The 19,210-nt window shown below is 66.3% G+C and carries 17 protein-coding genes; 7 read left to right on the top strand and 10 right to left on the bottom strand.

The window, feature by feature from the left end:
• Positions 1–44: 44 nt before the first annotated feature.
• Positions 45–2,093 (bottom strand): transketolase, encoded by a 2,049-nt coding sequence (tkt, locus tag PI246_RS00585; protein ID WP_320549345.1) that lies wholly within the window; start codon positions 2,091–2,093, stop codon positions 45–47.
• Positions 2,094–2,314: 221 nt separating this feature from the next.
• Here tkt and PI246_RS00580 point away from each other — a divergent pair, with 221 nt between their 5' ends.
• Both PI246_RS00580 and PI246_RS00575 read left to right on the top strand, forming a co-directional pair.
• A complete protein-coding gene (locus PI246_RS00580) occupies positions 2,315–3,040 on the top strand; it encodes an outer membrane protein (protein ID WP_320549344.1) in 726 nt (241 codons plus the stop codon).
• Between the two features lie 214 nt (positions 3,041–3,254).
• Entirely contained in the window at positions 3,255–3,839 is a 585-nt protein-coding gene (locus PI246_RS00575; RefSeq protein ID WP_320549343.1) for a porin family protein, read from the top strand.
• An 86-nt stretch (positions 3,840–3,925) separates the two neighbouring features.
• Here PI246_RS00575 and PI246_RS00570 read toward each other — a convergent pair whose 3' ends face one another.
• The 4 genes from PI246_RS00570 to PI246_RS00555 all read right to left on the bottom strand — a co-directional run bounded on the left by PI246_RS00570 (position 3,926) and on the right by PI246_RS00555 (position 8,171).
• On the bottom strand, positions 3,926–4,948 hold the full coding sequence (locus tag PI246_RS00570) for a class I fructose-bisphosphate aldolase (protein ID WP_320549342.1): 1,023 nt from the start codon (positions 4,946–4,948) through the stop codon (positions 3,926–3,928).
• A gap of 103 nt (positions 4,949–5,051) precedes the next feature.
• On the bottom strand, positions 5,052–5,498 hold the full coding sequence (locus PI246_RS00565; protein ID WP_320549341.1) for an energy transducer TonB: 447 nt from the start codon (positions 5,496–5,498) through the stop codon (positions 5,052–5,054).
• Between the two features lie 353 nt (positions 5,499–5,851).
• On the bottom strand, positions 5,852–7,321 hold the full coding sequence (gene pyk, locus PI246_RS00560; RefSeq protein WP_320549340.1) for a pyruvate kinase: 1,470 nt from the start codon (positions 7,319–7,321) through the stop codon (positions 5,852–5,854).
• 40 nt (positions 7,322–7,361) lie between these two features.
• The gene (locus tag PI246_RS00555) at positions 7,362–8,171 is read right to left on the bottom strand and encodes a S1/P1 nuclease (protein WP_320549339.1); all 810 of its coding nucleotides are present in this window, start codon (positions 8,169–8,171) and stop codon (positions 7,362–7,364) included.
• Between the two features lie 188 nt (positions 8,172–8,359).
• Here PI246_RS00555 and gap point away from each other — a divergent pair, with 188 nt between their 5' ends.
• Together gap and PI246_RS00545 are read left to right on the top strand one after the other, a co-directional pair.
• Positions 8,360–9,373: a type I glyceraldehyde-3-phosphate dehydrogenase gene (gap, locus tag PI246_RS00550; protein WP_320549338.1), complete on the top strand. Its 1,014-nt coding sequence runs from the start codon at positions 8,360–8,362 to the stop codon at positions 9,371–9,373.
• A gap of 116 nt (positions 9,374–9,489) precedes the next feature.
• Positions 9,490–10,374, top strand: coding sequence for a hypothetical protein (locus PI246_RS00545; RefSeq protein ID WP_320549337.1), 885 nt, complete (start codon positions 9,490–9,492; stop codon positions 10,372–10,374).
• Positions 10,375–10,414: 40 nt separating this feature from the next.
• On the opposite strand, the gene PI246_RS00540 is transcribed toward PI246_RS00545, so the two are convergent.
• The 3 genes from PI246_RS00540 to hppD form a co-directional block, all read right to left on the bottom strand.
• Entirely contained in the window at positions 10,415–11,395 is a 981-nt protein-coding gene (locus PI246_RS00540) for a fumarylacetoacetate hydrolase family protein (RefSeq protein ID WP_320549336.1), read from the bottom strand.
• 15 nt (positions 11,396–11,410) lie between these two features.
• A complete protein-coding gene (hmgA, locus tag PI246_RS00535; RefSeq protein WP_320549335.1) occupies positions 11,411–12,718 on the bottom strand; it encodes a homogentisate 1,2-dioxygenase in 1,308 nt (435 codons plus the stop codon).
• Between the two features lie 94 nt (positions 12,719–12,812).
• The gene (gene hppD, locus PI246_RS00530) at positions 12,813–13,901 is read right to left on the bottom strand and encodes a 4-hydroxyphenylpyruvate dioxygenase (RefSeq protein ID WP_320549334.1); all 1,089 of its coding nucleotides are present in this window, start codon (positions 13,899–13,901) and stop codon (positions 12,813–12,815) included.
• 95 nt (positions 13,902–13,996) lie between these two features.
• On the opposite strand from hppD, the gene PI246_RS00525 reads away from it, so the two are divergent.
• A complete protein-coding gene (locus PI246_RS00525; protein WP_320549333.1) occupies positions 13,997–14,443 on the top strand; it encodes a MarR family winged helix-turn-helix transcriptional regulator in 447 nt (148 codons plus the stop codon).
• A gap of 51 nt (positions 14,444–14,494) precedes the next feature.
• Here the strand turns inward: PI246_RS00525 and PI246_RS00520 are convergent, their stop codons facing one another.
• Entirely contained in the window at positions 14,495–15,994 is a 1,500-nt protein-coding gene (locus PI246_RS00520; protein WP_320549332.1) for a peptide MFS transporter, read from the bottom strand.
• A gap of 72 nt (positions 15,995–16,066) precedes the next feature.
• On the bottom strand, positions 16,067–16,915 hold the full coding sequence (locus PI246_RS00515; protein ID WP_320549331.1) for a tryptophan 2,3-dioxygenase: 849 nt from the start codon (positions 16,913–16,915) through the stop codon (positions 16,067–16,069).
• 224 nt (positions 16,916–17,139) lie between these two features.
• On the opposite strand from PI246_RS00515, the gene pdhA reads away from it, so the two are divergent.
• Positions 17,140–18,216 (top strand): pyruvate dehydrogenase (acetyl-transferring) E1 component subunit alpha, encoded by a 1,077-nt coding sequence (pdhA, locus tag PI246_RS00510; RefSeq protein WP_320549330.1) that lies wholly within the window; start codon positions 17,140–17,142, stop codon positions 18,214–18,216.
• Between the two features lie 12 nt (positions 18,217–18,228).
• On the top strand, positions 18,229–19,209 hold the full coding sequence (locus PI246_RS00505; protein WP_320549329.1) for an alpha-ketoacid dehydrogenase subunit beta: 981 nt from the start codon (positions 18,229–18,231) through the stop codon (positions 19,207–19,209).
• Position 19,210: the final 1 nt, after the last annotated feature.

Here is a 19,210-nt window from a genome sequence, read left to right as displayed (position 1 = left end):
GAAGCCCCCAAACGGGGGCTTCTTCCATGCACAGATCGGCTCGGTTACCTGACGACGCTCTTGACCGCGTCGATCACCGCCGTCGTGGTGATGCCGAAGTGCTCGTAGAGCTTCTCGATGGGGGCGGATGCGCCGTAGGTGGTCATGCCGATGGTCTTGCCGTCGAGGCCGACGTATTTGGCCCAGAAGTCGACGCTGGCCGCTTCCACCGCCACGCGCGCACGGCACCAGGACGGCAGCACGCCTTCGCGGTATTCGACCGGCTGGGCGTCGAACGCCTCGGTGCAGGGCATCGAGACGACACGCACGGCGTAGCCGTTGCTGTTGAGGCTGGCCGCGGCTTCCACCGCCAGGCCGACTTCCGAACCGGTCGCGACGATGACGGCGGACTTCGCGTTCTTCTCCGAGAAGTTATCCGGCTCGACCAGGACGTAGCCACCCTTCTCGATGTTGGCCACCTGCTCGTCGGTCCGCGCGTTGTGCTTGAGCGTCTGGCGCGAGAACACCAGGCATGACGGACCGCCCGTGGCATGCTTGTCGTGCGGCACGACCTTGCGCTCGATCGCAACCTTCCAGGCCACCGCCGACTCGACGGCGTCGGCCGGGCGCCACACGCGGTTGTTGGGGATCAGGCGCAGCGAACCCAGGTGCTCCACCGGCTGGTGGGTGGGGCCGTCTTCGCCCAGCCCGATCGAGTCGTGGGTGTAGACGTGGATCACGTGGGCCGGGATCAGCGCCGACATGCGCACGGCATTGCGCGCGTAGTCGGAGAAGGTGAGGAACGTGGCGTCGTACGGAATGAAACCGCCATGCAGCGCCAGGCCGTTGGCGATCGCGCTCATGCCGAACTCACGCACGCCATAATGCACGTAGTTGCCGACCGGACCGGTGACGCTGCGGGCGCCCTTCCAGATGGTGAGGTTCGACGGCGCGAGATCGGCCGAGCCGCCCAGCAGCTCAGGCAACACGGGACCGAACGCGTCCAGCGACATCTGCGACGCCTTGCGCGATGCCACGGCCGGGCCTTCGGACTGCATCCTGGCGACGAACGCCTTGGCGGTCTCCTGCCAATTCGCAGGCAACTCGCCGGCGACGCGGCGCTTGAGGTCGGCCGCGAGGTCCGGGTGGGCCTTCTCGTAGGCGGCGAACTTGTCGTTCCACGCCTTCTCCGCGTCGCCACCGGCCTTCTTGGCGTCCCATGCGTCGTAGATCTCTTTCGGAATCTCGAACGGGCCGTAGTTCCAGCCGAGCTTTTCGCGGGTGAGCTTGATTTCGTCGACGCCGAGGGCCGCACCGTGCGAGGCCTCTTTGCCTTCCTTGTTCGGCGAGCCGAAGCCGATGATGGTCTTGCAGATCACCAGCGAGGGCTTCTCGTTCTGCGAGGTGGCCCGGCCCAGGGCCTTCTTGATCGCGTCCGCGTCGTGGCCGTCGACCGGCTTACCGTCATCGCCCATGACCACGTTCCAGCCGTAGGCCTCGAAGCGCTTCTGGGTGTCGTCGGTGAACCACTCGTGCACTTCGCCGTCGATGGAAATCCCGTTGTCGTCGTAGACGGCGACGAGCTTGCCCAGCTTCCAGGTGCCGGCGAGCGAGGCCACTTCATGCGAGATGCCTTCCATCAGGCAGCCGTCGCCGACGAACACGTAGGTGTGGTGGTCGATGATGTCGTGGCCGGGGCGGTTGAACTGCTCGGCGAGCAGCTTCTCGGCCAGCGCGAAACCGACCGAGTTGGCCAGGCCCTGGCCCAGAGGACCGGTGGTGGTCTCGATGCCCGGGGTGATGTGCCATTCCGGGTGGCCCGGCGTACGCGAATTCAGCTGGCGAAAATGCTTCAGCTCGCTGATCGGCAGGTCATAGCCCGACAGGTGCAGCAGGGCGTACTGGAGCATCGAGCCGTGGCCGTTCGACAGCACGAAGCGATCGCGGTTGATCCAGTGCGGATTGGACGGGTTATGGTGCAGGAAATCCCCCCAGAGCACTTCGGCGATGTCGGCCATGCCCATGGGCATGCCCGGATGGCCCGAATTCGCGGCTTGCACACCATCCATGGCCAGGGCGCGGATCGCATTGGCGCGTTCGCGGCGTGTCGTCATCGGCGTTCTCCAGTTAGCAGGCGGGGAAAACGGGCATTGTCGCGCATCGGATGCAGCCTTGTCGTGGACGATCCGGTGATGCCCCAGAAGTTAACCCGGCCTTAATGTTTTCATCCGCATTTTTGAATCTCTTCAGGTTCATCCGGGTTTAATTGCACCCGACCACGCGATTCCCCCACCCCAAATGCGGCGGTCGCCCCGACAAAAAGAGGATTATTCCCATGAAGAAGGCAGCTCTTGCCCTTGCGGTTTCTTGCGTCTCGTTCGCGGCCGTCCCGGCCTTCGCCCAGGACAACACGGCCGTGTCGGGCAACTTCCAGCCCAGCCAGGCCGTCGGTAGCGGCAACTGGTTCATCGGCGCCAACGTGGGTCGCACCAACGGCAGCGACACCGGCGGCTTCGGCAGCGACACCAGCGGTTTCAACTTCCTGCACGGCGAAAAGGGCCGTCGCACGGGCTACGGCGTGCTCGGCGGTTACCGTTGGAAGGTCGGTCCGGATCTCGGCCTGGGCCTTGAAGCCGGCTATACCGACCTCGGCAACTACCGCGTGAAGAACGTCTTTGAAGACGCCGACGTCAACCAGAAGAGCACGCGCAACGCGCTGCGCGGCTGGATGGTCGGCGTGAACGGCAAGCTCAACCTCGTGCCGCAGTGGTACATCAGCATGCACGGCGGTTACTTCCACGCGAACGACAACAGCAACAACTACAACAACAGCCTGGGCCAGGACATCGGCTTCTCCAATGGCGGCCGTCCGGGCCGTGGCAGCTGGTACGCCGGCGTCGGCACCGGTTGGGACGTGAACGAGCACTTCGGTATCGGCGTGAGCTACGACTACTTCCACGCCAACGCCGGCAAGGTGCGCGACAACGCCACCGGCCAGGTCAGCCCGGGCCTGAAGCGCTCCACCGGCATCGTGTCGCTGGCGGGCGAATACCGCTTCTAAGCCCTATCAGGCACAGCGGCAACCCATTGAGCCGTGGCGGGAAACCGCCACGGCTTAATTTTTTTCTAATAATGAACTTATGGGTATTGAATCTCCTGACCTCCCCCTCATCTAGGGTGGGACGCACGACACCCCGCCGTGCGCAGGCAGCGCCGCCGATATCCCCCGATGCATCGGCACGCTGGCGAAAGAACAAGAAGCAGGAGAGTTGCACATGAAAAAGACCCTTATCGCCCTCGCCCTCGTCGCCGCCGGCAGCGCGGCCGCCCCGGCATTCGCCCAGGACAGCAACGGTGCCGCCGGCTGGTTCATCAACGGCAACGTGGGTCGCACGTCCGTGGACAAGGGCCGCTATGACGGCCACGACACGGGATACGCCTTGAACGGCGGTTACCGCTGGGCCGTGTCGCCCTGGGCCGCGCTGGGTGTCGAAGCGGGCTATAACGACCTGGGCAACATCCACGCAAAGAACCTGTTCAACGGTGACCGCGTGGTGGATCGTCGCAAGTCCGAACTGCACGGCTGGACCGCGGGCGTGAACGGCCACTTCAACATCACCCCGCAGTGGTACGTCAGCGCGCGCGGTGGCATCTACGGTTGGCGCGGCCACGGCCTGAGCAACGACGACCTCGACCGCCACGACATCGACAAGACCAGCTGGTACGCCGGCGCGGGCGTGGGTTACGACTTCAGCAACAACTGGAGCCTGGGCATCAACTACGACCATTACGACGCCGACAAGCATGGCGTGGATCTCTCCACGAACATGACGTCGGTCAGCGCCGAATACCGGTTCTGATCGGCGGCAGTCAGGCGGTTAAAAAAAACCGGCGCCCTCGGCGCCGGTTTTTTTTCATGCCCCGGACTGACCCGGGCCAGCGGAGATTACTTCTTCTTCCAGTTACCCTGGGCGGCGAGGCTGTTTTCCTTGGCGCGCTCAACCACGGTCTTCTGGGCCGCCGCGTACTGACCGGTCTGGTCCTTCGACCAGGTTTCCAGTGCCCTGGACACCAGCGCGCGGCCGTACGAGAAGCTGATCGGCCACGGATGCGGGCCCATCGTGTTGATGATGTTGAGGTGCTCGGTGGCCTGCTGGTCCGCCTGGCCGCCCGAGAGGAACACGATGCCCGCCACCGCGGCCGGCACGGCGTGCTTGAACACGCGCACGGTGGCTTCGGCGACGTCTTCGGGATCGACCTGGTCTTCCTTGGCGGCGTACTTGCCCGGGATCACCATGCTGACCTTGAGGATCAGGCCTTCGAGCATCACGTCGTTCAGTTCGAGCTGGGCGAACAGGCTCTGGAGGACTTCCTTGTGCACGGTGAAGCTCGTGTCGAGGTCCTGGGTGCTGTCCTTGTCGTCCATCAGGATTTCCGGCTCGACCATCGGGACCAAGCCGACTTCCTGGCAGAGGGCGGCGTAGCGCGCCAGGGCATGGGTATTGGCTTCCACGGCGGCCGAGGTCGGCGTGTCGTCGGTGATCTTGATCACGGCGCGCCACTTGGCGAACTTCGCGCCGAGCTGGGCGTATTCCTGCAGGCGCTCACGCAGGCCGTCGAGGCCCTCGGTGACCATCTCGCCCGGATGGCCGGCCAGCGGGTGCGTGCCCTTGTCGACCTTGATGCCGGGGATGATGCCGGCCGCTTCCATCGCCTGCACCATCGTGCGGCCGTCGTCGGTCTTCTGGCGGATGGTCTCGTCGAACAGGATCGCGCCGGAAATGTATTCGCCCAGGCCAGGCGCGGTCAGCAGCAGCTGGCGGTACTTGCGACGGTTTTCCTCGCTGTTCTCGAGCCCCACGGCCTCCATGCGCTTCTTGATGGTCGAGGTCGATTCGTCGACGGCAATGATGCCCTTGCCCGGGGCGACCATCGCCTGCGCGATCTGTTCGAGGTTTTCGATGCTCATGCGAACTCCGTGGACGTAGTGGTATGCCCCAGGACGACGCGGGGCGATGATGAAAAAAGCGAAGTATAGGGGAGCACGAGGCGAAAGCCGTTGTGCGCCGCGATCAAGTGGTCTGGTTGTAGCCCGGCAGCGCGCACTGCTTCATGATCGCCGCCTTGCGCGCCGGATCGTCGGGCAGGTTGAAGCCGACGACGTAGTAGGTGTTCACCGGTTCGGCTGCGCGATTTACGCCTGATGGCGCGTAGCGGAAATCCTTGACCGCACTGACGCCCACTTGGGCGAGGTCGCCCTGGGGCACGGTTTTCACGGCAACCACGTTCTGTGGCAGGCCGTTGGAACCGATCATGTAGGTCACCGCGACGCAGCCGGGCTGGTCGAGGTTCTTGCCCACGTTGGGCACGTCGGCGTTGACCACGGTATTGATCAGCGTCCAGTAATAGGGAAGGCGATCGGGGGCGACCCGACGGGTGTTCTGCGCGGCGGCGGGGCCCGCGGCGAGAAGGAGGACGGCAGCGGCGATGGCGCCGTGGCGAAGGATGGTGCGAGTCATGGCGCCCTCGTTGGATTGTCCGGGCGTCGAGTTTAACCCCCGCAGCGCATGCGGTGCGTGTCAGGGGTAAGAAAACGCCTACACGACGGCGCGATCCCGCACCTGCGCGGCAGGAGCCCGCCCTGCGGGCGATCCGGCTCAAGCCAGCACCATGCAGGTGACGGCATCGCTCGCACCGTTGCGAGCCTGAGGGTTCACGGACACGGTCCGCTCCCACCCCCGCGCTGTCGCTATCGAAGGGGTGGGAACCGATCCTATCGGCGATCCGGAGCAAGCCGGCACCGTGCCGGTCGGGCATCGCCTGCATCGGGTTCGCGGGCCGGGCCCGCTCCCAGGCGGCCGGCGGCGGGCGGTTACAGGTCGCGCAAGCTGTCGGCGATGCCGTCTTCGCCGATCATCAGCAGCTTCAGCGTGTTGGTGCCGCCGTGGCTGCCGATATGGTCGCCGTGGGTCAGGATCACGCGGTCGCCCTTGACAAGCTTGCCCAGCGCGAACAGGTGCTGGAGCGCCGCGCGAGCGGTGTGCGCCGGGTCGAGCTTGCCGGTCTCGAAGGCCACCGGCTGCACGTCGCGCAGGATCAGCATGCGGCGGCGAGCGACCTCGGAGGGCGACATCGCGTAGATGGGCACCGCGAAGCGGTAGCGCGACAGCCACTGGGCCGTGGCGCCGGATTCGGTGAGCGACACGATGGCGCGCACGCCCACCTGCGAGGCCAGCAGCATCGCAGCGAGAGCGATGGCCTGGTCGGAGCGGTCGAGCGAGTGCGTGCCGGGGCGCAGGTCGTCGCGCGGCTCGAATTGACGTTCGGCACCGAGGCAGATGCGGCGCATGGCGGCCACGGCCTTGTCCGGATGGGCACCCGCCGCGCTTTCTTCCGAGAGCATCACGGCGTCGGTGCCGTCGATGACGGCGTTGGCGACGTCGAGCACCTCGGCGCGGGTCGGGATCGGAGCGCGCACCATCGACTGCAGCATCTGGGTGGCGGTGATCACCGAGCGGTTGCGCAGCACCGACTCGCGGATGATCTTCTTCTGCAGGCCGGGCAGTTCGGCGTCGCCGATTTCCACGCCCAGGTCGCCGCGCGCCACCATCACCACGTCGGACGCGTCGATGATCTCGCCCAGCACGGGAATGGCGTCGGCGCGCTCGATCTTCGAGACGATGGCGGCGTCGCCGCCGGCGTCGCGCAGGAGGCGACGGGCTTCGTGGAGGTCTTCGGCCGAGCGCACGAACGACACGGCGAGGAAGTCGGCGCCCATTTCGGCGGCCAGCTTGATGTCGTTGCGATCCTTGTCGGAAAGCGCGGACACGCTCAGGCCACCGCCCTGGCGGTTGAGGCCCTTGCGATTGGACAGGCGCCCGCCGATGGCGACGCGGGTGTGGATCTCGCTGCCCACCACCTCGACCACGGCCAGTGCCACGAGGCCGTCGTCGAGCAGCAGCACGTCACCGGCGACGACGTCGCGGGGCAGGTCGTAATAACTCACGCCGACGCGGGTCTGGTTGCCGACGGGCGCGTCGGGGCGGCAATCGAGCGTGAAGCTGTCGCCGGCCATGAGGTCGATGGGGCCGTCGGCGAATTTCTCGATGCGGATCTTCGGGCCCTGCAGGTCGGCGAGGATGCCGACCTCGCGGCCCACCGTCTCGGCGGCCGCGCGCACCGCGTTGGCGCGGGCGCGATGGTCGTCGGGCGTGCCGTGCGACAGGTTGAGGCGAACGATATCCACGCCCTCCTCCAGGATCTTCTCGAGCATGCCCGGCGCGTCCGTGGCGGGTCCGAGGGTGGCGACGATCTTGGTGCGGCGAACCTGGATATCGGTCATCAGTGCTTACCTTGGGTGCGGATTCGTAAGGGACGCGCGATCAGTCGAGCGTCTTGTTGAGCAAGTCGGCCAGGCGCTCGCCAGCCTCGCGCAGGCGAGTTTCCGCCACGGGGAGGTACGTCGCCACGTAGGCGCCGTCGATGCTGTGGCCGTTAGGGTAGAAGCCCGGCCTGGCGACGATCGAGCAGGATTCCTCGGCCCACTGTACGTAGGGATTGGCTTGCGTCCGGGGCAGCTTCACCGGGCCCTCGGCGGCCAGCTTGTCGGCATAGGCATCCCACTTCAGCCCGGTGGTGTAGAGCATCTGGGAATCCCACACGCGATGCAGGTTGGTGCCCTTGCCGTCGAACTGCACCTGGTAGTCGTTGCCGCCCTTGTCGTCGCGGTTGCCCGCATGCAGGGGCTGATGCACGTCGCCGACGAAGTGCACCACGAACTTCAGCGCCTCGGCGCGCTCGGCATCGGACTTGTGCCGGTCGCCGAGGATGGCGACGTACTTCTCGAGGCCGCCCACCACGTTGCGGGCGTCCGCGCCGCCGGGAGCGTCGTAGCGGCAATTGCTGGGGAAGTTGACGTAATGCAGCGGCCCCGTGGCCTTGCCGAGGTCTTCCTTGCCGGGCATGTCGCGCAGTTTGTCGGGCCAGCTGGCGATGTCGGGCAGCGAGTCGTCGCCATCGGCCTTGAGCAGGCGCTGCACCTCGGCGCGGGCGGCCGGATCGAGCTGGCGCCAGGCCAGTTCGGCGACGATGCGGTGGCCGATGTCGCCCCAGGCCTGCACGGTGCCGGCGGAGGCGGTCAGGGCGAGGGCCACGAGGGCGGCGATGGTGCGGCGCTTCTGGACAGGTTTCATAGGCGGTTAAACGTTTCCGTCGCGGGCGGACGGCAAGTGTGCCACAGCCGCCATGAGGCACGGATGACAAATCGCGGCATTGCAGCAAGCCGGTGCCTGCGACCTTCCGTTACCATGGATGTTCAGGCTACCCGCCCCCAGCTTTCAGCCGTCGTACTCACGTCGTCATTCCCACCCGGAGGCAGCTCATGACCATCAAGGTCGCCATCAACGGTTACGGTCGCATCGGTCGCAACGTCCTGCGCGCGCTCTACGAAGCCAAGCGCACCCACGACATCCAGATCGTGGCGGTGAACGACCTCGGCAACGCCGAGACCAACGCCCACCTCACCCAGTACGACACCGCCCACGGCCGGTTCCCCGGCGAGGTGTCGGTCGAAGGCGGCGACCTGATCGTCAACGGCGACCGCATCAAGGTGTTCGCCGAGCGCGACCCGGCCAAGCTGCCCTGGGGCGAGCACGACGTCGACGTCGTGCTGGAATCCACCGGCTTCTTCACCTCCAAGGCCAAGGCCGGCGCCCATCTGGCCGGCGGCGCCAAGAAGGTGATCATCTCGGCACCGGGCGACAAGGACGTGGACGGCACCTTCGTCATGGGCGTCAACGACGACAAGCTCACCTCGAAGCTCGAAGTCATCTCCAACGCGTCCTGCACCACCAACTGCCTGGCCCCGCTGGCCAAGGTGCTGCACGAGAAGATCGGCATCGTGCACGGCCTGATGACCACCATCCACGCCTACACGAACGACCAGGTGCTGACGGACGTCTACCACTCCGACCTGCGCCGCGCGCGGAGCGCCACGCACAGCCAGATCCCGACCAAGACCGGCGCCGCCGCCGCGGTGGGCCTGGTGCTGCCGGAGCTCAACGGCAAGCTCGACGGCTTCGCCATGCGCGTGCCGACGATCAACGTCTCGGTGGTCGACCTCACCTTCACCGCCTCGCGCGAAACCACCAAGGAAGAAATCGACGCCGCCATCCACGAAGCGGCCAACGGCAAGCTGAAGGGCATCCTCGCGGTGAACACCCAGCCGCTGGTGTCGATCGACTTCAACCACAACCCGCATTCGTCGATCTACGACGCGACGCAGACCCGCGTCATGGGCGGCACGCTGGTGAAGGTGCTCTCGTGGTACGACAACGAGTGGGGCTTCTCCAACCGCATGCTCGACATGGCGAAGGCGTTGATGGCGGCGAAGTAAGCCGCCACGGCGTCGCGAAAACGCCTGAAAACGTCATGCCGCCGCCCTCGGGCGGTGGCATGATCGCGAAGGCCCGCACATGGGGTGCGGGCCTTCTTCGTTTCCGGATGACTCGAATGACGCGACAACTGATCCTTCTCGCCTGCCTGGCCTTCGCCCCGTGGGCCCACGCATCGGACTGCACCGCCACCTCGCCCCCCGCCGGCGCACTCGTTGGCCAGGGCTTGCTCGACCCCGCGACGCCGGACGCCGAGCGGCAACGGCTCGGCGATGCGCTCATGTGTTCGGCGCTGGCGGGTAACGCCAGCAGCCAGGAAATCGCCGGATCGCTCTACCGCTGGGGGCCGCGTCACCCGGCGCATGTCTTTCCGGAGGATCACGCCAGGGCGCGCGACCTGCTGACGGCGGCTGCCAGCCAGGGCCGCCTGAGCGCCATGCTCAAGCTGGCCGAACTCGAACTGGCCGATGGCCACCCCCGGGAGGCGATGATCTGGGTGCAGGTCGAAGGGCAGTTCTACCGCCGCCGGGAAGGCAAGGCCGACGTCGTCGAAGACACCACCGTCGCGAGCTACTACGTGATGCTGCTCAAGCGCGCCACCGATGCCCTGGGCCGCTGGGACGTCGCCGCGCTCGACCGGGAGATCGACGCGCGCATCGCGATGGTGGAGGCGCAGATCGCCGCGCTGCCCCCGCACCACGACAGGTCGCCACCGCTCTCACGCGGCAAGGTGCCGCCCCAGCAGCGCATGCACGGTGCATCGCCGACGGACATCCAGGAGGGTGCCTATGCGCAGTTCTTCGCCGAAATCGGCCCGGACGGCCGGGTGGCTCGCAGCTGGCTGATCGACGCGTACCCCAATCCGGGCAGCGGCCTGCGCGTCTCGCGCGCCTTGCAGGAGGTGCGCTGGAACGCGCTCCCCGCGGGCGACACGACCATGCGTTACGCGATCGTGCCGCTGACGGTCGCCAGCCTGCAACGCAGCATCCACCTGAAATCCTGAGTCACGGCGTCCGGGAGCCGCTCGCGGCTCCCGGACGGGGTCAGCCCTTGCGGATCGTCTGTTCGATGGCGCCGAAGATCGACACGCCGGCCGCATCGGTCACCTCAATGCGCACGGTATCGCCGAAGGCGAGGAACGGCGTCGACGGCTTGCCATCGCGCAGCGTTTCCACCGTACGCTGTTCGGCGAGGCAGGAGGCGCCCTTGCCGGTGTCGTCGTTGGCGATGGTGCCCGAGCCCACGATCGTGCCGGCGGTCAGGGGGCGCGTCTTCGCGGCATGCGCCACCAGTTGCGAGAAGTCGAACTGCATGTCGACCCCGCACTCGGCTTCGCCGAACCACTGGCCATTGATCCACGTGCGCATCGGCAGGTGCAGCTTGTCGCCCTGCCAGGCGTCGCCCAGTTCGTCCGGCGTGACGAACACCGGCGACAGGGCCGAGCGCGGCTTGGATTGCAGAAATCCGAAGCCTTTCTCCAACTCCCCGGGGATCAGCCCACGCAGCGACACGTCGTTGACCAGGCCCACGAGCTGGATGTGGCCCGACGCCTGCGACGGCGTGGCGGCCATCGGCACGTCATCGGTGATCACCACCACCTCGGCCTCAAGGTCGATACCGTAGTCTTCGCTCGTCACCACCACCGGATCGCGCGGCCCGAGGAAGCCGGCGCTGGTGGCCTGGTACATGAGCGGATCGACGTAGAACGACTCGGGCACCTTGGCCCCGCGGGCGCGGCGCACGCGCTCGACGTGCGGCAGGTAGGCGCTGCCGTCGACGAACTCGAACGCGCGCGGGAGCGGCGCGGCCAGGTGAGTGACGTCCAGGGCGAACGCGCCGTCGGCACGGCCGTCGTTGAGGTCTTCGGACAGGGCATTGAGCCGCGGCGCCACCGCGTGCCAGTCATCGAGCGCGGCCTGCATCGTGGCGGCGATGCCGGTGGCCTTCACGGCGCGGGTGAGATCGCGACTGACGACCACCAGGGTGCCGTCGCGACCGCCTTCCTTAAGCGAAGCGAGTTTCATGGGTTTCCTTTTCGCTCAGCCGGCGGGATCGAAGTGCTTCTTCAGATCGCGCCAGCATTCGTAATAGTTGCCCTGCAATGCCGTCGAGGCCAGCGCCTGGCGGCTGGGCCGGATGACCTTGCGGGTCTCGAACATGAACGCCATGGTACCCGTGATGTGGTCGGGCTTCGTGACATCCGCGTGCGAGGCCTTCTGGAAACTCGCCGCGTCGGGGCCATGCCCGCTCATGCAGTTGTGCAGGCTCGAACCACCGGGCACGAAACCGCCGGCCTTGGCGTCGTAGGCGCCATGGATCAGGCCCATGAATTCGCTGGCGACGTTGCGATGGAAATACGGCGGACGGAACGTGTGCTCGGCCACCAGCCAGCGCGGCGGGAAAATCACGAAGTCCATGTTGGCCACGCCCGGCGTATCGCTGGCCGAGGTCAGCACGGTGAAGATCGACGGATCCGGATGGTCCACCGCGATCGAGCCGATCGTGTTGAACCGGCGCAGGTCGTATTTATAGGGCGCGTAATTGCCGTGCCAGCCGACCACGTCCAGCGGCGAATGGCCGATGCGCGCCTGCCAGAGCGTGCCCTGGAACTTGGCCACCAGGGTGAAATCGCCCTCGAGATCTTCGTAGGCCGCCCGCGGCGTGAGGAAGTCACGCGGATGGGCCAGGCCGTTCGCACCGATCGGGCCGAGGTCCGGCAGGTGCATCGGCGCGCCGAAGTTCTCCGCGACGTAGCCGCGGGCTTCGCCGTCGGGCAGCTCCACGAGAAAACGCACGCCGCGCGGCACCACCGCGATCTCCATCGGCTCGACGTCGACCACGCCGAGTTCGGTGCGAATGCGCAGGCGGCCCTGCTGCGGAACGATCAGCAGTTCGCCGTCGGCGTCGTAGAGGTAACGCCCTTGCATCGACCGGTTGGCGAGGTACTGGTGGATGCCGACGCCCGCCTGCTCCGCCGGTCCGCCGTTGCCACCCATGGTGTAGAGGCCATCGAGGAAATCCGTCGGCGCCGCCGGCATCGGCAGCGGATCCCAGCGCAGCTGGTTCGGCGTGGCCGGCGCCTCGTCGAAGCGGTTGTGCCACGTGGCATGCGCCATCTCGTCGAACGGCGAGTGCTGCGCGGCCGGGCGAATGCGATAGAGCCAGCTGCGCAGGTTGCGGTGGCGCGGCGCGGTAAACGCGCTGCCGCTCAACTGCTCGGCGTAAAGGCCCTTGCCCACGCGTTGTGGCGAGTTCTGGCCCGTGGGCAGCACTCCCGCCACCGCCTCGGTAGCGAATTCGTTGCCGAAACCGGTCTGGTATCCGTGGGTATCGTCGGTGTGGCTCATCGTGAGGGTCCTGATGACGATGGTTGCCTGCGATCGAGGGAGCGCGCCGGTGGCGATGGACAGGCCATCGCACGGGGCGCCCCCTCCAACGGGATCAGAGGACGCCGCGGCGCATCTGGTCGCGCTCGATCGACTCGAACAGCGCCTGGAAGTTGCCGTTGCCGAAGCCCTCGTTGCCCTTGCGCTGGATGATCTCGAAGAAGATCGGACCGATGTTGTTCTGCGTGAAGATCTGCAGCAACAGCTTGGTCTTGGTTTCCGGATCGGCGTCGATCAGCAGCTTGTTCTTGCGCAGGCGCGGCACGTCCTCGCCGTGGTTCGGAATGCGCTCGTCGATCACCTCGAAGTAGGTGTCCGGCGTATCGAGGAAGGCGACGCCCTGCTCACGCATGGCTTCGACCGTCTCGTAGATCGTGTCGGTGAAAAGGGCGATGTGCTGGATGCCCTCACCCTTGTATTCGTTGAGATATTCGTTGATCTGCGACTTCTCGTCGGACGACTCGTTGAGCGGGATGCGCACCAGGCCGTCCGGCGCCGTCATCGCCTTGGACACGAGGCCCGTCTTCGCGCCCTTAATGTCGAAGTAGCGGATCTCGCGGAAGTTGAACAGTCGCTCGTAGTAATCCGACCACTTCTGCATGTTGCCGAAGTAGAGGTTGTGCGTGAGGTGGTCGATGAAGGTCAGGCCGAACCCCTTCGGACGACGGTCCACGCCCGGCAGGAAGTCGTACTCGGCTTCGAAGCAGTCGCCCTTGGGGCCGTAGGTGTCGATGAGATAGAGGCAGGCGTCGCCGATGCCCTTGATGGTCGGCACGTCCAGCGCGAGCGTATCGGTGAAGTGTTCGATCTTCTCGGCGCCGTTGCCCATCGCGGTCGCCTGCACGTCGGCGGCCGGGCGGTTGAAGCGGATGGCGAAACCGCAGGCGCAGGGGCCGTGCTTGGCGGCGAAATCCGCCGCGAACGAGTTCGGCTCTTCATTCACGAGGAAATTGCAGTCGCCCTGGCGGTAGAGCGAGATGCGCTTGGTCTTGTGCGTCGCCACGCGGGTGAAACCGAGGCGGGGGAACAGGTCGTGCAGCAGCGTCGCGTCCGGCGCGGCGAATTCCACGAATTCGAAGCCATCGACCCCCTGGGGATTCTCGAAGGTGGTGACTTCCATACCGATGTTGGGCTGGGCGCTCATGGGCGATACTCCTGGCAGGCGTGGGCGCGGCTTGCGCCGTGTACCCCGACCTTATAGTTTCACCTGTAACCAATTGCAAGGACTGGCGCAGCATCATGTCCCACGAAACCGTCCCCGCCCACGCCCCGCTCGACCTCGAAAGGTTCCTGCCCTATCGGCTGTCCATCCTGTCGAACACGGTCAGCCAGAGCATCGCGGCGGACTACCAGGACCGCTTCGAACTCAGCATGACGGAGTGGCGCGTGATGACGATCCTCGCCCGGTTCCCCGAGATTTCCGCCCGTGAGGTCGTCGACCGGTCGCGCATGGACAAGGTGGCAGTCAGCCGCGCGGTGGCGCGCCTGGTGGACGCCGGCCGGGTCGACCGGGGCATCCACGGCTCGGACAAGCGCCGCTCGGTGCTGAAACTCTCCGACGCCGGCTGGGCCATCCACGACGAAGTCGCCCCCCGCGCCCGGCAGCACGAGCGGGACGTGCTGGAGAAGCTCGATGAGGAGGAGCGGGTTTGGCTGGACCGGATTCTGGATAAGTTGATGGGGTAAGCGGGGGATGGGGGGATGGGAAGTGGGGGCGCCCCCCCCATCCCCCAAAAATCACTTGATCCCGTGCATCAACCGATTGATCAACGGCGCGATCAGGAACAACACGATCCCCGCGCCCACCAGTAGCTCGAAGCTGAAGGTGAAGCCGGAGAGGGCGGAGGCGACGGTCATGCCGTTTTCGCCACTGATGTGGCCGGCGAGCAGCCCCGAGAGATTGTTGCCGATGGCGGTGGAGAGGAACCAGCCACCCATCGCCAGGCCCACCACGCGCAGGGGTGCCAGCTTGGTCACCATCGACAGGCCGATCGGCGACAGGCATAGCTCACCGATGGTCTGCGCCACGTAGCAGGCCGCCAGCGGCCAGAACGGGATGAGGCCGCGGCCATCGACCAGGCTCTTCAGGGCATACATCAGCACCAGGAAGCCCAGCGCGTTGAAGATCAGGCCCAGGCCGAACTTGCGCGGGATCGAGGGCTCCTTGCGGAACCGCGCCAGGAAGGCCCAGGCCAACGCCACGATCGGGGCGAAGACGAGGATCGCCGCCGAATTCACCGACTGGAACCAGCCGGTGGGGAATTCCCAACCGAACATCTGCCGGTCGACGATATTCTGGGCCAGGAAGTTGAACGAACTGCCCGCCTGCTCGAAGAACATCCAGAACAGCACGTTGAAGGCAAACAGCAGCAGCATCGCGATGACGCGATGGATCTGGATGCGATCGTGGCGCACGGCCTCGATCACCAGCATCGCCGCCACGCCGATGAAGAGGATGCCAAGCAGCCAGGCGATGAAGATCGCGCCGGCCTGGGCCATGAGCAGGTAAACCAGCGGGATGGCGACGAGGATACCGACCCCTACGGCGACGAGGCTCTTGCCGCCGTGCCGCTCGGGCGGCGGCAGTCCCACGCCCTTGAGCTGCTTGCGACCGATGAGAAACCAGACAAAGCAGATCGCCATGCCGATGCCGGTGGACAGGAACACCGCGCGGTAGTTCTGCTGCAACGGCGTGTTGGTCATCACCGAGGCGATCCAGCCGGTGACCAGCGGGGCGAGGAAGCCGCCCATGTTGATGCCCATGTAGAAGATGGTGAAGCCGCGGTCGCGACGTTCGTCGCCCACCGGGTAGATCTGCCCCACCAACGACGAGATGTTGGGCTTGAACAGGCCGTTGCCGACGATCACCGTCGCCAGGCCGGCGAGGAACACGTCGCGCTCGGGCACCATCACCATGAACAGGCCCGCGCCCATCACCACGGCGCCCAGCAGGATCGAGCGCTGGTAGCCGAGTACGCGGTCGGCGACGTACCCGCCGAAAATGGCCGACGCGTACACCAACGCCAGGTAGGCGCCGTAGGTGCGGCTGGCATACCCCTGGCCGGAGGCGTCGCCGGAGAAGAACTCCGCCACGATGTAGAGCGTGAGCGCCCAGCGCATGCCGTAGAAGGCGAAGCGCTCCCAGAACTCGGTCATGAACAGCATCCACAGCGGACGCGGATGGCCCAGGGTCTGCGGGTAATCGGGCACGGCCCGGGCGTCGGCTGGGGCGGTCATGGCGTTCCTCGTGGTGCGTGAAGCGGCGTCGAGATGCGTGTGTGTAACCGCCTACGCCTTATCCGTCAAATCTCACGAACCCAGGATCGTCCTGACTTCGATCAGTTCGGGGAAGAAACTCTGCTCGATCGCCTTGCGCAGGAAGGCCACGCCGGACGAGCCCCCGGTGCCCTCGCGGAAGCCGATGATGCGCTCGACGGTCTTCATGTGGCGGAAGCGCCAGAGCTGGAAGGATTCCTCGATGTCCACCAGCAATTCGCTGAGGTGGTACTCCGGCCAGAACGTTGACGTATTTTCGTAGATGCGCCGCAGCAACGGCAGCAGGCCGGGCTGCGATTGCCATGGCTGGGAGACGTCGCGCGCCAGGATCGACGCCGGCACGGCATGCCCGCGGCGCGCGAGGTAGCGCAGGTATTCGTCGTAGAGGCCGGGCGCCTGCCATACCGCGTGCAGCCTGGCATGCGCCACGGGATCGTGCTCGAACACCTGCAACATGCCCGCGTGCTTGTTGCCGAGCATGAACTCCACGATGCGGTATTGCAGCGACTGGAACCCCGACGACGGCCCCAGCACGTCGCGGAACTGCAGGTATTCGGCCGGCGTGAGCGTTTCGAGCACGCCCCACTGTTCGTAGAGCTGGCGCTGGATCTGCTTGACCCGGGCCAGCACCTTCTGCGCGTTCTGCAGGTCGTCGCGACGCAGGAAGGCGAGCGCGGCGTCAAGCTCGTGGATCATCAGCTTCAGCCACAGCTCGGAGGTCTGGTGCTGGATGATGAACAGCATCTCGTCGTGGTGCGGCGGCTGGCTCAGGGGCGACTGCGCCGACAACAGCCGGTCGAGCCGCAGGTAGCCGCCATAGGTGATTCGCCCATCCAGGTCGGTGTGGATACCCGATTCGAGATCGCGCTGGGGAGGGGTCATGGGGGATTTCACGGTAAGGGGTTGACAATCGGCTAAGCCGCGACGTGGCGCGGTTTCGCCGCTGGGACGGGCGCTTTCATGCTGCGCCGTACCTTGTCGGGTGATAATACCCCTGTTATCTAGTCCGGCTCGCAAGACCCCAAAAGCCGTGTCGCGCCCCGCTGGATGGGCCTGGCCGCTTCCCCCTTTGCGTGTCGTTTCTAATCATCCCCTGGGAGCGAGTCGTGTCCATCGCCGCCAAGTTCGAAATCGAATACCTGCAATACCTTGACCAGGACGGCAAGGAAACCGGCAAGGAAATGCCCGCCTTCGCCAAGGATCTCGACCACATGGTCGAGCTCTACAAGCTCATGGTGTCCACCCGCGTGTTCGACACCAAGTCGATCGCCCTGCAGCGCACCGGCAAGCTCGGCACCTATGCCTCCTGCCTCGGCCACGAAGCCGCGCACGTGGGTATCGGCAGCGCGATGCGCCGCGAGGATTCGCTGGCGGTGTCCTACCGCGAGTACGGCGCCCAGCTGTATCGCGGCGTGAAGCCGCGCGAGGTCTACACCTACTGGGGCGGCGACGAGCGCGGCAACGATTTCGCCGAGGCGCCCGCCCACGACTTCGCCTGGTGCGTGCCGATCGGCACCCAGTGCCTGCACGCGGCCGGTTCGGCGCTGGCGTTCAAGATCCGCAACGAGCCGCGCGTGGCCGTGTGCACGATCGGCGACGGCGGTTCGTCCAAGGGCGACTTCTACGGCGCGATCAACGTCGCCGGCGCACAGAACCTGCCGCTGGTCGCCGTCATCGTGAACAACCAGTGGGCGATCTCGGTGCCGCGCCGCATCCAGAGCGGCTCGGGCACGCTGGCCCAGAAGGGCATCGCGGCCGGCCTGTTCTGCATCCAGGTCGACGGCAACGACATCATCGCCGTGCGCAAGGCCATGGAAGACGCGCTCGAGCGCGCCCGCTCCGGCCAGGGCGGCTCGGTGATCGAGGCGGTCACCTACCGCCTCGGCGACCACACCACCGCCGACGACGCTCGCCGCTACCGCGGCGAGCAGGAAGTGAAAGACGCCTGGGCGCGCGATCCCGTGCCGCGCCTGCGCAAGTGGCTCGAAGCGCAGGGCAAGTGGGACGATGCCAAGGAAGAGGCCTGGAGGGCCGAGTGCGACGATTGGATGGACAACGAAGTGAACGCCTACCTGGAATCGAAAGTGCAGCCGGCCACGGCGATGTTCGATTACCTGTATGCCGAACTGCCGGCCGACCTTGAAAAGCAGCGCGAACTCGTCGCCTCGCTCGATCGCAAGTAAGGATTCCTTCCCATGGCACAGATCACTCTTATCGAAGCGGTGACCCAGGCGCTCGCCTACGAAATGCGCAACGACGACCGCGTCGTGGTGCTGGGCGAGGACGTCGGCGTCAACGGCGGCGTCTTCCGCGCCACCCAGGGCCTGCAGGAACAGTTCGGCGAGATGCGCGTCATCGACACGCCGCTGGACGAAGGCACCATTGCCGGTCTCACCGTGGGCCTGGCCGCGCAGGGCATGCGCCCGGTCGCCGAGGCCCAGTTCGAAGGCTTCATCTACCCGATGATGGAGCACATCGCCTGCCACGCCGCGCGCATGCGCAACCGCACCCGCGGCCGCATCACCGTGCCGGCCGTGTGGCGCGCCCCGTGGGGCGGCGGCATCCGTGCGCCGGAGCACCACTCCGAAGCGAACGAACACCTGTTCACCAACATCCCGGGCCTTCGCGTGGTGCTGCCCTCCTCGCCCGCCCGCGCCTACGGCCTGTTGCTGGCCGCCATCCGCGATCCGGATCCGGTCATCTTCTTCGAGCCCAAGCGCATCTATCGCCAATACAAGGAAGAGGTGCCCGACGACGGCGAGGCGCTGCCGCTCGACGTGTGCTTCGTGCTGCGCGACGGCACCGACGTCACCCTGGTCACCTGGGGTGCGCAGGTCAAGGAGTGCCTCGAAGCCGCCGACGCGCTGGCCGAGAAGGGCATCAGCGCCGAGGTGATCGACGTCGCCACGCTCACGCCGCTGGACTTCGACACCATCGCCGAATCGGTCACCAAGACCGGCCGCTGCGTCATCGTCCACGAAGCCCCGAAGACCGCCGGCTTCGGCGCCGAGATCGCCGCCCGCCTGTCCGAGGAATGCCTCTACAGCCTGCTGGCACCGGTCGAGCGCGTCACCGGTTTCGATACCCATATCCCCCTGTTCCGCCTGGAAATGAAATACCTGCCCAGCGTCGAACGCATCGTCGAAGCCGCCGAGCGCACGCTCGCGGCGTCCTGAG

The organism is Luteibacter sahnii, from assembly GCF_034063545.1.
GTDB classification, from domain to species: domain Bacteria; phylum Pseudomonadota; class Gammaproteobacteria; order Xanthomonadales; family Rhodanobacteraceae; genus Luteibacter; species Luteibacter sahnii.
This window is presented reverse-complemented; position numbering and strand designations above follow the sequence as displayed.

Coding starts and splice junctions, on each gene's coding strand:
- gap (WP_320549338.1), top strand. CDS start 8,360: ATGACCATCAAGGTCGCCATCAACGGTTACGGTCGCATCGGTCGCAAC.
- hppD (WP_320549334.1), bottom strand. CDS start 13,901: ATGAGCGCCCAGCCCAACATCGGTATGGAAGTCACCACCTTCGAGAAT.
- tkt (WP_320549345.1), bottom strand. CDS start 2,093: ATGACGACACGCCGCGAACGCGCCAATGCGATCCGCGCCCTGGCCATG.
- PI246_RS00520 (WP_320549332.1), bottom strand. CDS start 15,994: ATGACCGCCCCAGCCGACGCCCGGGCCGTGCCCGATTACCCGCAGACC.
- PI246_RS00565 (WP_320549341.1), bottom strand. CDS start 5,498: ATGACTCGCACCATCCTTCGCCACGGCGCCATCGCCGCTGCCGTCCTC.
- PI246_RS00515 (WP_320549331.1), bottom strand. CDS start 16,915: ATGACCCCTCCCCAGCGCGATCTCGAATCGGGTATCCACACCGACCTG.
- hmgA (WP_320549335.1), bottom strand. CDS start 12,718: ATGAGCCACACCGACGATACCCACGGATACCAGACCGGTTTCGGCAAC.
- PI246_RS00525 (WP_320549333.1), top strand. CDS start 13,997: ATGTCCCACGAAACCGTCCCCGCCCACGCCCCGCTCGACCTCGAAAGG.
- PI246_RS00580 (WP_320549344.1), top strand. CDS start 2,315: ATGAAGAAGGCAGCTCTTGCCCTTGCGGTTTCTTGCGTCTCGTTCGCG.
- PI246_RS00540 (WP_320549336.1), bottom strand. CDS start 11,395: ATGAAACTCGCTTCGCTTAAGGAAGGCGGTCGCGACGGCACCCTGGTG.
- PI246_RS00545 (WP_320549337.1), top strand. CDS start 9,490: ATGACGCGACAACTGATCCTTCTCGCCTGCCTGGCCTTCGCCCCGTGG.
- pyk (WP_320549340.1), bottom strand. CDS start 7,321: ATGACCGATATCCAGGTTCGCCGCACCAAGATCGTCGCCACCCTCGGA.
- PI246_RS00555 (WP_320549339.1), bottom strand. CDS start 8,171: ATGAAACCTGTCCAGAAGCGCCGCACCATCGCCGCCCTCGTGGCCCTC.
- PI246_RS00505 (WP_320549329.1), top strand. CDS start 18,229: ATGGCACAGATCACTCTTATCGAAGCGGTGACCCAGGCGCTCGCCTAC.
- PI246_RS00575 (WP_320549343.1), top strand. CDS start 3,255: ATGAAAAAGACCCTTATCGCCCTCGCCCTCGTCGCCGCCGGCAGCGCG.
- PI246_RS00570 (WP_320549342.1), bottom strand. CDS start 4,948: ATGAGCATCGAAAACCTCGAACAGATCGCGCAGGCGATGGTCGCCCCG.